Raw genomic sequence first — 13,622 nt, forward strand, 5'->3', positions numbered from 1 at the left:
CCCGATGTGTCCACTTTCCGGGGGTCGGGCTCCATGCTTGCTGCCATCCACGAACAGACCGTATCCATTGCCGGCGCAGAATACGCCGAACTTGGCGTAGCAATGTCCGCCACAGATGCACTAACCAAACTCGAGCATCGTAAAGAAATCGAAGCGCAGGTACTCAAGCTGATTCAGGACATTCCGCAGACCGAGATTCTTTTATCCATGCCTGGTATCGGCCCGCGTAGCGCAGCGCAGATCCTCATGACTGTTGGCGATATGTCCGACTTCCCCGATGCAGCGCACCTAGCATCCTATGCAGGGCTATCACCGCGGACGAATCAGTCAGGAACGTCTATCATGTCGAATTCGCCTAACCGGGCTGGCAACAAAAAATTAAAGAACGCCCTATGGCAATCGTCTTTTGCATCGATCAGATTCCACGAGCGTTCCCGGCAATTCTATGAACGAAAACGCAAAGAAGGCAAAAGACACAACGCCGCAGTCGTCGCACTCGCACGCCGGCGCCTCAACGTTCTCTTCGCCATGATGCGAAACGGCGAGCTCTACCGAGACATCTCCACAGTCCAGGAGGCCGCAGCAGCCTAGAACCAACAGACCCTCACCTCAAGCCGATTGCACAGCAAGCCCAATCGGCTCCTCACCGTGCCCGAAAACAACATCCACAAGGAAAAGCAGAAACCCTTCACACCCCCCCCCAACAAACTCACCCACGGAATTGACAAACTATATAGGAACACCTCCCTGGGCGATGGTGCAGGCGCGGAGAGCGCCGCTGTTGCCGATGCCGCGCCCAACACCGCGACGGTAGTAGAGTACCCGCTGCCGGTGCAGGAGTTTGCGGTGACCCGCTACGATTTGCCCGCCGGCACCACGGTTTCCACGCAGCTTCCCGGACCGGCCATCGCCCTGGCTACTTCTGGTGTGGTCACGGTAAACGACCTGGAGCTAGCCCCGGGCGAGGCCGCCTGGTTGCCGGTAACCGGCGGCGACACTACCCGCCTTAGCGCGGCCGCGGGTAAAGATTCGCAGCTCTTTATCGCGGCGGCGCGCCCTGCGCGGCAAGTAGCGCTACCGCGCCGCTGGGGACGCCGCCGCGCGACAAGTAGCACTGTCGCGCTAACCGGCGCTATTTACGACATGGTGGGGCGGCGGAACGCAGCTGCGGCGGCTAGCAGCACTACGGTGAGTGCTACCATCCAGGCCACGAAAGCCCAGACTGCGGTGCCGGGCTGGCCGGTGGCAAGGATTTCGGCGCTTGGCGTGCCGTCGATGGCGGCGCCGGCGCGGGCGGCGAAGGTAAGCGGATTCCACCGGGCGATGGGTTGAACCACACCAGCGAATTGCTCCACGGGCACGAGGCCGCCGTTAAGTGCCATGGCCGCCATGATGATGGGGGCCGGGCCAATGGCGGCCTCCGGGGTGGCGCACATCGCGCCCACCATGGCCGATAGCGAGGCGGCCACCACCGCGCCGAAGATGATGACTAACAGCACCCAGCCAAACCCGGCCAGCGTGTGAATACGCAGGCCAGAAGCCACGGAAGCCAGCAGCACCGCGCAGCCGGAGATAAGGCTGCGTAAGGAATCGAAACACCAGCGGCCGAAGATCTCCGGGCTGGTGCCGTAGCGCGTGGTCGCGATGCGGGTGGTGATACCGCGTTGGCGTTCCTTAATTATCTGCGCGGCGGCGGAGGTGCCATTCATCAGTTCGCTGGAAAGGATGAGCGCGATGGTAAGCGGTAACGCGTCGAGCGTGGCAGAGCCTTGCGAGGCCGCCATGAGGTCGCCAAACAGCCACCGCATGACCAGGAACATCAAAACGGGACCAGCCACGGTATTGGTAATTACCGCGCTATCGCGGCGGGCGGCGCGCAGGTGCCTTCCAAAATGCGTGGCGACAGTGGACAGCCAGGTGGTGTCGTGCGACACGGTGGCGGTGGTGTGGTTAGTCATGTTTCCTCCCCTGGAAAGCGGTGATAAAGCCCCATACGCCAACGACGGTCATGGCGATGAGCCAGCACAGTGCTTCGACTCCGCGCGCCCCCAGGGCAGCGCCACCTAGTAGGTTGCGGGCGGTGTCCAAGATGGGAGATAGCGGTACGTGCCGGATGATGGGGCCAATGCCGCCGGGCAGCGCATCCGCAGGCACGAATGCGGTGGAGAACATCACCATGACCAGCACGAGGTTTTGGAAGAGCAAGGACGCCGAGGTGGGCTTGGGGGCCAACAGGCAGGAGCCATCGATAAACGCGGAGAGGATGATGGTGAGGGCGGCGAAAAGGGCGATGGTAAGGATAATACGACCCGGTCCGGCAGCGTAGCGGGCACCGAGCAGGATCGTGGTGAGGACGACGATGCTGCACGACCACGCGGCGCGGGTGAGATCTGCCAGCAGCCGGCCGACGACCGTGGCCCAGGCGGGCGTCCCGGTGGCGCGGATGCGGTCGTGGATGCCGTTTTCGGCGTCACGCGTAATCGCCAAGGAGGAGCCCCCGGCGGCGAACACAATCGCCTGAATAACGCCGGCGGGCAGGAGGAAGGCGGCGTAATCGATGCCGAGTTCCGTCGAAGCCTTGGCGAAGGTGGCGTAAAAGATGACCATGAACAGGCTGGGTATTGCCACGGCGGAAACCATTACGGCCTTGTTGCGGACGGTGCGCAGGACATTGCGGTGCCACGAGGCAGCGACTGCTCCGAGCGCGTTCACTGGGAGCCTCCACCGGTGTGGGGAGCCTGCTGCGCGATGTCGCCGGACCCGGCGATAGCGAAGTAGACATCGTCCAAGGAGGGCGGAACCAAGGAGACGTCCGCGACCGAGGTGTCGTCGCCATCCCACAAGGCCAGCGCCCGGACTAGGGTGCGGTGGCCATCGGGCGCATCGACGCGCAATACGGTGTCCTCTTGGCGGCAGTCGATGCGGTGTTCTTGCAAGGTGTGGGTGAGGCGTGCGGCATCGTCCGGGCTAGACATCGTGATGAGGCACACCGTGGTGCCATAGCGGTCCTTGAGCTCGGCGGGGGTGCCTTCGTCGAGCACCTTGCCTCCGGCGAGCACGGCGACGCGGTCTGCGAGCTGGTCAGCTTCTTCCAGGTATTGGGTAGTAAGCAGGATCGAGGTGCCGTCGGCCGCCAGCCCGCGGACGGTATCCCACACGGAGCTGCGCGCGGCGGGGTCGAGGCCCGTGGTCGGCTCGTCGAGGAACAGCAGCGCGGGCGGGACAGTGAGGGAGGCGGCGATATCTAACCGCCGGCGCATGCCGCCCGAGTATGCCGAAACCAGGCGGTCGGCGGCGCCAACCAGATCGAAGCGCTCAAGAAGTTCCGCGGCGCGGGCCTTCGCATCGCTAGCTTTAAGCCCTGCCAGGCGGCCAAAGAAGATGAGGTTTTCCTTGCCGGTAAGCTCCTCATCCACTGCGGCGTATTGCCCGGTCAGCGCGATGGAAGCGCGCACCTTGGAAGGATCCGTGGCTAAGTTGTGGCCATCGATGATGGCGGTTCCGCCCGTGGCGGGCAGCAGCGTGGAAAGGACATTGACCAAGGTTGTCTTGCCGGCACCATTGGCGCCTAGGACGGCGAGGATGCCCCCGCGCGGAATGGCGAGGGTCACACCGCGCAGGATTTCCGTTCGCTTCTTGACTTTTCCCAGGCTACATCGCAGATCTTGGACATCAAGCACCAGGTCGCGGCCTTTTGCGTGGGCGCTGGTTGAGGGGACTGCGGTGGCGCTGGGGTCACCGCTAGCGGTTGCCGTGGTGGGGTTTTCTTTCATGATTCATCCCTGGATATACGTCAACGGTCTATTAGACGGCGCACCGATTCTCCTACCGCAGAAGGAAAACCGATTATTGCCCGCGAACGATGGATTGTGGTCCACGGAGCAAGCGCCTGGGGTAGTGCCAACTAATCCTTAGAAAATGATGTATGTCTAGCGGCACCGGGTCGTGCACAGCGCCCCGCAGGAGAGGGCTGCACAGGTCGGCTGATCGGCGGCGACGCTGCAGGTTGCTGCAAAGTTGAGCATACCATAATTAGGCATGGCATGCCTGACAATTAAGTCGAAGGCCTGTAAGCTACCAAGTTTGAGCTAAGAATCTGGGTATTCCGACTAGTCAGGGTCAAACCGCGTGGCTGACCGTAATTCGTATTGTGGCTCGCGCCTCTCAAGCACAAAGGAGTATCCATGGATTCTCGAGAGCAAATCGAAGATAAGATTCTCTGCGGTCAGCCCTTCCGCCCTATTGAGGACCCGGATCTCTATTACGAGATGATGGAGGCGGCGGAGAAGTGTCACGATCTCAACCAGCTTCGTCCACTTCAAACAGCGGAGAAGCAGGCAGTGATGGCAGACCTGCTTGGTGAACTGGGGGAGCGCTTAATGGTTTTCCTGCCATTTCATGTCCAATATGGCTCGAAAATCAAGGTCGGAGATGGCGTGACCTTCAATCGAGGAACGACGGTACTTGATATGACCCCGGTGACATTTGGCAATGAGGTCATGGTTGGTCCATGGTGTTCCTTCTTTGCTGGCAATCACGCCTTAGACCCCGTAGAGCGGCAATACATGGTGTGTACCGGGGGTGCGATCACCATACAAGACCATGTGTGGCTTGGTGGCAATTGCACGGTAACTGCGGGTGTCACGATTGGGCATGGTGCAGTAATTGGTGCTGGCAGTGTTGTGACAAGAGATATTCCGCCCATGGTACTCGCAGCCGGTAATCCGTGCCGAGTCATTCGTGATATTGGCCCGGAAGATAAGCTCATGGGGGAGTCTTGGGTTCCTGAGTGGCCTAGTTGGATTACGGATTGAGACGGCTGTGAAAGTTCTCGCGGTCGTCCTGGGTTCTGAGGGTGATATGCTGCCATTTGCGCACCTTGGTGTCGCACTTCGAGATCGTGGCCACCAGTTTGTTTTGGCTGGGTTTAGCGAATTCGGCGGGAGTTTTCGTGCGAACGGGGTGGACTACATCGAGTTACCCGGTGATTACCGGGCGTTAATGAAGCGCCTTTTGGGCGATAGTAAAGGCATGATGGACACTGTCTTAGGTATCCGTGAGATGATATCTGACGCCCACGTTTTCGATGTGTTAGAGCATGCCATGGATGGCGTTGACGTGGTCATGTACACCCAATTCAGTGAAGTTGCTCGGTTGTTAGGGGCTGCACGCGGAGTCCCCAGCGTTCGGGTGCAGGTTTTCCCTACCGAACCCTGCCTCCGTTACAGCCTCGTGGATCCGCGAAAACTGGACGGCTCTGTCGGAGCTCTGGTCACCCACTGGATGTCCAATACTCTGATGGCTTGGGCGATGCGCCCAGTGATAGCGGCATGGCGCCGTAGGTTGGGGCTGCGTCAGCGAGCGCTCTCCTCTCCACCAACCACGATCTACCAATTCAGTCCCGCGTTGAGTCCGCCGGCGCCGGAATGGAAAAACCACATTCACGTCACTGGCGAGTGGCTTGACCCGCACCACAGTGAACTCGCCCTAGACCCAGCAGTCGAGGAGTTTGTGGCTGCCGGCTCGGCCCCGGTTCTGGCAAGCTTTGGGAGTATGGTCTCAGATCGCGTTTATGACCTTCAACGATGGACTCGAGACGCGTGCATCGAGCATGGTCTGCGGGCGATAATCGTCGATCCCGATCATGAGCCTGGTGTGAGAGAAGGAATCCTCACCGTCGCCCGGGTCCCGTTCGCGACTGTGCTTCCGTGGTGCCGTGCAGGCATCTGCCACGGCTCACTGGGCACCACCGGGGCGATCCTGCGCGCCGGCAAGCCGTGCCTTGCGGTTGCATTCGGTGGTGACCAACACTTCCATGCCAACGCAGTTTGTCGAAACGGTGCCGGGCCGAACTATATTGACGCCCAGCGAGGCGAACTGAGTGCCCAGTCCCTGGCCGCCGGAATTGCCGATTTGGTAAGTGGAGCATACGACTCCGCAGCCCGCAGGATGCCCGAGTTGCTTGCCACAGACCCGGGTACCGTCGCAGCAGTAGAAATCGTGCTTAATCAGTCCGACCTAGCGAAAGGCGAAAAATGACAGAAATCAGCTGCGAGGGAGTCTTTCCGTTTGTGGCCGGACATCGCACTGGAACCCTCTTGTTTTGCTTCCATCACGCAGGAGGCAGCGCTTCCGTCTATCGTGGATGGGTGGGGGTCAACCCAAGCATTGACGTGGTGCCGGTGGAGCTTCCCGGAAAGGCAACCCGTCGCCGAGAGAAATGGGTAAGCGACTTTGACAAGCTCGCCGATATGTGCGCAACCGAGATAGTAGATCTGGCGGCGGGCGCGCCGATTGCGTTGTACGGCCACTCCATGGGGGCAGCGCTGGCCTACCAGGTTGCTGCCTGCCTGCAGCAGATGCATCGGCCCACTATACCGGAAGCCGTGGTGGTGGCCGCACGGCAGGCGCCCGGAGAAACCGTGCCTGGGGAATACCACTCGTCAATGGGGTTCGGTGCGCTGCGCAGGGAGTTTGAGAAGGTAGGTGGCACACCACCTGAGATCCTTGCCAATGATGATGTGATGAAGCTGCTGCTCGCTGACATTCGTCGCGACTATGTGTTACACGAGGGCTTTCACCATGCAACCACGGTGCTTCGCTCTCCTGTGCTGGCATTGGCGGGGGATAGCGACCCAGCTGTCAGCCCAGAGATGCTTTCCCGGTGGGAAAATTTTACCAGCGGTAGTTTTGAACTGAAGGTCCTGCCGGGTGGGCATTTCTTCCCGCTCGATACTGGAACCGAGTTCCTCGACCTGCTTGCCGGTTTTCTAGCGGGAATTACTGGGAACACTGCCTGGTTAGCGCGGAACAATGCGTGATTGTGACTGTTAAGTAAAGAGGCCCCGATGACCGAACAAAAACCACCCATTACATTTAGGCAAATATCTCAACCTGCCCACCGGCAGATCACGGTGTCGCTGCTATTGGCGGTGCTGGCGGCGGTTTTGTCGCTGGTGCCGGTAATCGTGCTGGTTGAGATGGTGCGCACCGTAATGCTGTCCTTCCAGGGAGAGCCGATAGATGCGTCAAAGCTGTGGCTGCTAGTCGCGGCGCTCATGGTGGCCACCGTCCTACATGGACAGGCAACCGTGAAGAGCCTCCAGGTAAGCCACCAGGCCGACGGCCTTTTGGGCGAGCACTTACGCCAGCAGCAGATTACCAAGCTGGGTAGGCTCCCGCTGTCTTGGTTTACGCGGACACCTTCGGGGACTGTGAAAACCTACATCGAAGACGACGTCACCAAGATCCACCAGCTCATCGCCCACGCGCCGCACGATTATTCGGCCGGTGTACTCGTACCGCTATTGAGCCTGGGATACATGTTCGTGGTGGACTGGCGGATAGGCCTGCTGGGCCTGGTACCACTGCTGTTGGCAGTGGCCACCATGCCGTTTATGATGCGCGAGTTTCAGGAAAAGGCGGAGAAATTTAAGTCCAGCCAGAAGCAGCTAGACGCCGCCGTCGTAGAGTTGGTGCGCGGCATCCCGGTTATCAAGGTGTTTGTTCCGGAAGGCTACGACGAGAGCATTTTCCTTAGTCGTTCCCGGAGTTTTGGTGGGTTCTATCGCGAGTGGTTGCACGCCACCGTACACCCCACCGCTTTGATGAAGATCTTCACCTCCACCGGGTTTGGCCTGCTGGTGGTAGCCGCGGCCAGCCCGTGGCTCATCACGTCTGCGGGCGTACCAGTGGCCGATGTGCTGGCAGCGTTTTTGTTCATCAACAACATCGCCGCGCCTCTGCTTATGCTTTCGCGCACTAACATCATGTTTTCGGAGGCGAAGGCTGCCGCGGCGGATCTCACCGAGTTCTTCAACATCCCGGTATTGCCGCCCGCTGCTGGCGGCAGGGAGCCTGCAAACGCCGGAATTGAGTTGAAAGATTTAAGCTTCTCCTACGTGCCGGACACCCCGGTGCTTTCCGGCATTAACCAAAAACTTACCGCCGGCAGCATCACTGCGGTGGTGGGACCTTCCGGCTCGGGGAAGTCCACGTTAGCCGCGCTCATCCCCCGGCTATTAGACCCCACGGAGGGGTCGGTGCGCATTGGTGGCGTCCCTAGTACTGATCTCCGATCTGACCAGCTCTACCGTAGGGTAGGGTTCGTCTTCCAGGACCCTTACCTTATGCGGATGAGCGTGCGGGATAACATTCGCCTCGCTCACCCGGAGGCCACCGACGCAGACGTGGTTCGCGCCGCCCGCGCCGCCCAGATTCATGAGCGCATTACCCATCTGCCGCGCGGCTACGACTCGGTGGTGGGAGAGGACGCGCAGCTTTCCGGTGGCGAGCAGCAGCGGCTGGCTATTGCCCGGTCCATCTTGCTCGACGCGCCGATCCTCGTGTTGGATGAGGCCACCGCTTTTGCGGATCCGGACTCCGAGGCCGCGATCCAGCGGGCCATTACCGAGCTGGTGGCCGGGCGCACGCTAGTAGTTATCGCACACCGGCTCCACACGATCACCGGCGCTGACCGGATCCTCATGCTGGAAAACGGTGAGGTCACCGAAGCAGGCACTCACGAAGAGTTAGTGGCGGCAGGCAAGGGCTACGCCACGATGTGGGCACGCTACCAAACCGCGCAGGCGGGCATCCAAGGGGAGGAAAAATAATGATCCGCACGCTCTATTCACTGGGCAGTCCGGCTGATCGTCGCCGTCTGGTGCTGGTCCTTACGCTAATTGGGATTTCCGCGGTGGCGTTGGCCATTGGCCTTATCCTCATTGCACTGTTTTTGGACACGCTGTTTAGCGAAGATCCCGCGCAGGCCGCAGCATGGTTGCCCTGGATCATTATCTCCGTCCTCGTCTACGCCGCCGCAGACTGGCCCACTGAGGTTATTGCCCAGGACCTGGGGCATGATTACGTGCTGCGCATCCACCGGCTTATCGCCGATCGCACGGCACAGCTACCCCTGGGCTATTTTGAAGAAGATCGCGCCGGCCAGATCGGTGTTGTAGCCACCAGCGGTGCGCTGTTTGCCGCTAACGCGCCGGCAATGATGCTGCGGCCCATGCTGCACGGTGCTGCCTCGGCCGGTTTGGCTTGCGTGTTTCTCATCGCCGTGGACTGGCGGCTGGGGCTGGTTACCGTTGCAGTGGCTGCCGTGGTGTGGTTCGCCTATAACCGCCTAATGCGGCAGTACCGCGTGGCAGAGCGCCAGAAGGGCGAGCGCAACGAGCACGGCGCCGCGGAGGTGCTGGAGTTCGCCCAGGTGCAGCCGGTGCTGCGCATGGCTGGGCCGGATTCGCTGGGGGAGCGCGCCGTGCGCGCCTCGATTCGAGAGCAGCTTAGCGCCCAGCAGCACACCCAGAAGACAGGTGAGATGATCATGGGTCGTCTGGCTTTAATCATCATGGTCGGTACCGTGGTCATTGATGCCCTGGCCACCGTGCTACTTCTCAACCACTGGCTAGAAGCAGGCACCTACATTGGCGTCATTGTGTTGGTGTTCATCCTGGCTCGCGTTGCTATGTCGGGCATACCCTACGGCGAGGGCTTGGAATCCGCGCGCAATACCTTAGATGAGATCCAAAAGATCCTCGATGCGCGGGTGTTGCCGGAGCCTGCGGTTCCGGCGGCGCCACGCGACTATGGCATCGAGTTCGATGGGGTGGGCTTTGGCTACGAACCCAACACCCCAGTGGTCCGCGACGTGAGTTTCCGCGTGGCGCCCGGAACTACTACTGCGTTGGTGGGTCCCAGCGGCTGCGGCAAGAGCACCTTGCTAAAACTTGCGGCACGCTTCTATGACGTTGACCAGGGGACCATCCGTATCGGTAGTGTGGATATTCGCGATCTTGGCTCCCGGGCGGTGTTGGATTCGCTGGCTATGGTGTTCCAATACGTGTACCTCTTCGAGGACACACTGTATGAAAACATCCGCCTGGGCTGCCACAATGCAACGCGGGAGGAGGTGCTCCGCGCAGCGGAGTTGGCCGGTGTCACCGAGATTGCCCGGCAGCTGCCGCAGGGGTTTGACACCCTGATTAGCGAGGGCGGGCAGAATCTCTCCGGTGGTGAGCGTCAGCGTGTCTCCATCGCTCGTGCGCTACTGAAGGACGCGCGGATCGTGCTGCTTGATGAGGCGACTAGCTCTCTAGACGTGCAGAATGAGCACCTTGTGATGCGCGGTATGAAAACGCTTTCTGCCGAGCGCACCATCGTCGTCATTGCGCACCGGCTGCACACCATCCGCGACGCGGACCAGATTGTGATGATGAGTCCCTCCGGCACCGTGGAGTCTATCGGCAACCACGAGGAACTCATGGAGAGTTCCCCACGCTACCGCAGCTTCTGGGGTGAAAAGAGCGACGCCACCAGCTGGAAGCTGTAGGGACTAGCTGTCGCGGCCGCGTAGATACCGCACCGTGCGCGCCAGTGCGAGATCATCGCACGGTTCGCAGGCGGTAAGGCGGCCTTTTTCCACGCGCAGGAGAAGATCGCAGCACCGCGCCACCAGCTCCATGTCATGGGTTACTACCAAAACGGTCTTGCCCTGCCGGGCTAGGGCGTCTAGCAGGTGGGCCACCCGGTGCATGCGGCACAGGTCCAGCCCGCTGGTGGGTTCATCGAAGACGATTACCTCGCGCTCACTTAGGACTGCTGAGGCGATGGCCACGCGCTGGCGTTCGCCGCCCGAAAGCGACATCGGGTGCCGGGCCCGCTTGTCCGCGAGATCAAGTGCACCAAGCACCTCGGTAAGGCGCGCTTCGTTTTTCCCATCCGGTCCACTGGTGCCGATGATTACGTCGGACTCCACGCTCTCCCCGAAAAGCTGGTGGTTTACGTCCTGCATTACTAAATAGGACTGGCGCAGGCGCTGCCGGGGACCCGAGAGCGAGCGGTTATTGATGTCCACCACGCCGGTGGCCTTAGATTCCAGGCCAGTCAGAACGCGCACAAAGGTAGATTTTCCGGCCCCGTTGCGTCCTACCACGCCGATGACTTGTCCTTGCGGCAACTCCGTGTGGCTGATGCTCAGGGATGGCTCTGTAGCCTTGGGGTAGGTGAACTGTAGCTTTTTGAGCACCATCGTGCCACTTGAAGGGCGTGGCTCGCGGGTCACCTCGGGGACCTGCTGCGCTGAGCGCAAGCCCATGCGGTACAGTTCGGCCTTGTCTAGGGTGCGAAACTCCGAGCCGCTGAGATCATGAGCGATCTGCCCGTCCTGCATAACCAGCACTCGGTCCACGATGTCAACTAGGTAGGAAAGCCGATGCTCAGCGATCAGGACGGTGCGGCCCTGTGTCTTCCACTGCGCGACGATGCGGCGCAGCTCATCGACGGCGGCGAGGTCGAGATTTGATGATGGTTCGTCTAGTAGTAGTACCTGTGGGTGCATCGCGGCCACTGAAGCGCATGCTATTTTTTGTTTCTGGCCGCCGGAAAGTGTGAACAGGTGCCGGTCGAGGAGATGAACCATGCCGAAATCTGCGGAAAGTTCCCCAATACGCTGTCGAATCTCGTTGGGCGCCACGCCGAGGTTTTCGCAGCCAAAGGCGAGTTCGCTGGCTACTTCCAGCGTGAAAAATTGCGACTTGGGGTTTTGGAACACTGAGCCTACGCGTTCGGCGATGTCGTGTGGGTGGGCATGAGTGATGTCTTCGTCGTCCAGCAGCACCTCCCCCGAAATCTGGGCGTCGCAGAACGTGTGCGCCACGCCGTTTATCAGGCGTAGCAGGCTGGACTTACCGCAGCCTGATTCGCCACACACTAGAACTAGTTCGCCCTTCGCCACGGTGAGATTTACGTGGTGCAGCACCGGCTCCGCTGTGTTTTGACCATAGGATAGTGACACATCGTGCAGCTTTATCACGGCAGCATCACTATATTTACCAGTAGTAGGATCAGGGACACGACGAGCACGCTTATGACTATTGCGTCGCCTACGCGGAAGCCTATCTCGCACAGCGTGGTTCGTCGGCGAGGCGAGCCCAATCCGCGGGTCACTGCAGACATAGCCAGCTCGTTGCCGATGCTCACAACGGACGCCAACAGTGGCACAAAGCGGTATTCGAGCATAGCGATCGGGTTGCGCAGGCCCGAGATGCCACGCATCTGCATGGCGGTGCGGATATCGCGGTATTCCTCGAGAATCGTCGGGAAGAACCGGAACATGATGGACGTGGGGATGGTCAGGGCGTCGGGGCTCCGCATGCGCTGCATCGCGGCCATGAATTCGCTGGCCGAGACGGTGCGTAGTAGGTACCAGCAGCACGTGATGCCAGGGAGGATGAGCGAAAGCCCTGCGAACCACGTAGCGCACACGTCCACGATGATGTGGCGCTCGGGCAGGGCCTGTACCACCACCGCAGGAAAGCCGGCGAGCACCGCGAAGGTGAGTGCGTATCGCAGTGCAGCGGCCACCATGCCGGAGGCGAGGAAAAGTGCCCCGGGAACGGCAATGAGCATCCACCGGGCGGTGCTGCCCAGCGCCCCACTGGACCCGGCCGGTGAGATGAGCACCGAGGACACCACGAGGATGACCAGCACCGTGGTGCGTGGGTCCAGATGGAGTCCCGCTGTGTGCGTGCCTGATCCGGGCAAAGTGGGCGACATCAGGCGATTCCTGCTCGCTGGAAGTGCTTGGTGAAGATGCGCCGGCCGAGGATCCCGCCGAGGATCCCGCAGACGAAGGTTACTATCACAATGATGAGGAATAGCCAAGTCATCTGGCCAATAGAGGTGAGGCCATCCGCGAAACTAGCACCATATTTGGTCTGCATGCCGCTGCTCTCTATGTAGCGCCGAGTGGTGAAGAAAAGCGGAATATATGATGCGGTGGGTGACACTGCTATAAAGGCATAGGCGATCACACTGTGTATTGCGCTCGTATACTTGCCGGCGCGCAAGATTAACTCGGCAAACACGGCCATGACCAAGCTGAGCAGCAGTGGCCATATGCCTAAACCAAGCAGCAGGCTGGCGAGGCCGCTGAGAAGAAGGAATATGAAGACCATGCCGGGCTTGTGCACCTTGGCCAAGAACAGCATCATCGGGATGCCCAGGATGAGGGCCTGAACGCTGGTGATCATCACGTAGGTGATGGGGGTGATGCCGATGAAGGCGATGACCACGCCGGCTACCAAGTTGATGACGAAGAAGATGCCGATGTTCATCAGGTCGGTGATGTTCAGCCGTCCTGCTTTTGCATCTTTCGGGGTGGTGTGGGGAGTACTGGGCATGATGTTTCCTTTCAGATTAGGCTGCTTGTGCGTAGCACTGGGTTGGGGGCAAGTGGCTTGTCAGGTGAGTGAAACAGGTGTGGCATGAACTCTAAATTTCGCCTTCTTCTACGTCGCTGCCGACGATGTCGGCGATCAGGTCGGACAATTCTCGGACCGTTGGATGGTTGAATACGTCACGTATGGAGATCTCTACTGACATTTCTCGACGAATCGAGTTAGTAAGCCGCACGGCCGTGAGCGAGTCGGCACCGATGGTGAAGAAGTCATCGTCGATGCTGATCTCCTTGGGCCCGAGGAGTTCTTGCAAGATGGTAATGATACCCGAATCTCGGTGATTACGAGAGCGTTCCCTTGTTTGTGGTTGTTCAAAGGTTTTTCCTTCTAAACTCTTGCGATCAAGGACCTGACCCCCATGTGGTGGACACCTGA

Annotated in this window: 13 protein-coding genes; 6 read left to right on the plus strand and 7 right to left on the minus strand. The window is 60.1% G+C overall.

The genetic code is table 11. The annotated features are described in order from the left end of the window. On the plus strand, positions 1-591 hold a 591-nt coding region (locus tag HMPREF3135_RS09885), incomplete at its 5' end, for a transposase (RefSeq protein ID WP_141739591.1). A 545-nt stretch (positions 592-1,136) separates the two neighbouring features. Here the strand turns inward: HMPREF3135_RS09885 and HMPREF3135_RS09890 are convergent. The 3 genes from HMPREF3135_RS09890 to HMPREF3135_RS09900 are packed head-to-tail and all read right to left on the minus strand — an operon-like array spanning position 1,137 to position 3,773. Then, on the minus strand, positions 1,137-1,958 hold the full coding sequence (locus tag HMPREF3135_RS09890; RefSeq protein WP_014303356.1) for an ABC transporter permease: 822 nt from the start codon (positions 1,956-1,958) through the stop codon (positions 1,137-1,139). Beyond that, positions 1,951-2,712, minus strand: coding sequence for an ABC transporter permease (locus HMPREF3135_RS09895; RefSeq protein ID WP_014303357.1), 762 nt, complete (start codon positions 2,710-2,712; stop codon positions 1,951-1,953). The genes HMPREF3135_RS09890 and HMPREF3135_RS09895 overlap by 8 nt, the downstream gene beginning before the upstream one ends. After that, positions 2,709-3,773: an ATP-binding cassette domain-containing protein gene (locus HMPREF3135_RS09900; protein WP_014303358.1), complete on the minus strand. Its 1,065-nt coding sequence runs from the start codon at positions 3,771-3,773 to the stop codon at positions 2,709-2,711. The genes HMPREF3135_RS09895 and HMPREF3135_RS09900 overlap by 4 nt, the downstream gene beginning before the upstream one ends. Before the next feature lie 411 nt (positions 3,774-4,184). On the opposite strand from HMPREF3135_RS09900, the gene HMPREF3135_RS09905 reads away from it, so the two are divergent. From HMPREF3135_RS09905 to HMPREF3135_RS09925, 5 genes are all read left to right on the plus strand, one after another. Beyond that, positions 4,185-4,814, plus strand: a complete 630-nt coding sequence (locus HMPREF3135_RS09905; protein WP_070439487.1) for a sugar O-acetyltransferase — start codon at positions 4,185-4,187, stop codon at positions 4,812-4,814. A gap of 217 nt (positions 4,815-5,031) precedes the next feature. Beyond that, positions 5,032-6,039, plus strand: coding sequence for a glycosyltransferase (locus HMPREF3135_RS09910; protein ID WP_224784049.1), 1,008 nt, complete (start codon positions 5,032-5,034; stop codon positions 6,037-6,039). Next, complete coding sequence (locus tag HMPREF3135_RS09915) at positions 6,036-6,821, plus strand: thioesterase II family protein (protein WP_023018093.1); 786 nt, start codon at positions 6,036-6,038, stop codon at positions 6,819-6,821. Before HMPREF3135_RS09910 ends, HMPREF3135_RS09915 begins: the two co-directional genes overlap by 4 nt. A gap of 93 nt (positions 6,822-6,914) precedes the next feature. Then, positions 6,915-8,615 carry an ABC transporter ATP-binding protein gene (locus HMPREF3135_RS09920; RefSeq protein ID WP_246818339.1) on the plus strand — a complete coding sequence of 567 codons (1,701 nt, stop codon included), beginning with the start codon at positions 6,915-6,917 and terminating at the stop codon, positions 8,613-8,615. Continuing rightward, positions 8,615-10,339, plus strand: a complete 1,725-nt coding sequence (locus HMPREF3135_RS09925; RefSeq protein WP_070429647.1) for an ABC transporter ATP-binding protein — start codon at positions 8,615-8,617, stop codon at positions 10,337-10,339. Before HMPREF3135_RS09920 ends, HMPREF3135_RS09925 begins: the two co-directional genes overlap by 1 nt. A gap of 3 nt (positions 10,340-10,342) precedes the next feature. Here HMPREF3135_RS09925 and HMPREF3135_RS09930 read toward each other — a convergent pair whose 3' ends face one another. The 4 genes from HMPREF3135_RS09930 to HMPREF3135_RS11350 form a co-directional block, all read right to left on the minus strand. Continuing rightward, positions 10,343-11,803 carry an ABC transporter ATP-binding protein gene (locus HMPREF3135_RS09930; protein WP_227917020.1) on the minus strand — a complete coding sequence of 487 codons (1,461 nt, stop codon included), beginning with the start codon at positions 11,801-11,803 and terminating at the stop codon, positions 10,343-10,345. Between the two features lie 14 nt (positions 11,804-11,817). Continuing rightward, positions 11,818-12,564, minus strand: coding sequence for an energy-coupling factor transporter transmembrane component T (locus HMPREF3135_RS09935; protein ID WP_014303365.1), 747 nt, complete (start codon positions 12,562-12,564; stop codon positions 11,818-11,820). Then, a complete protein-coding gene (locus HMPREF3135_RS09940; protein ID WP_014307391.1) occupies positions 12,564-13,190 on the minus strand; it encodes an MptD family putative ECF transporter S component in 627 nt (208 codons plus the stop codon). The genes HMPREF3135_RS09935 and HMPREF3135_RS09940 overlap by 1 nt, the downstream gene beginning before the upstream one ends. Positions 13,191-13,281: 91 nt before the next feature. Next, positions 13,282-13,622, minus strand: a 341-nt coding sequence (locus HMPREF3135_RS11350) for an acyl carrier protein (RefSeq protein ID WP_141739592.1), incomplete at its 5' end; no start/stop codon positions are given.

The organism is Corynebacterium sp. HMSC14H10, from assembly GCF_001807105.1.
In the GTDB taxonomy this organism is placed as follows: Bacteria; Actinomycetota; Actinomycetes; order Mycobacteriales; family Mycobacteriaceae; genus Corynebacterium; species Corynebacterium jeikeium_D.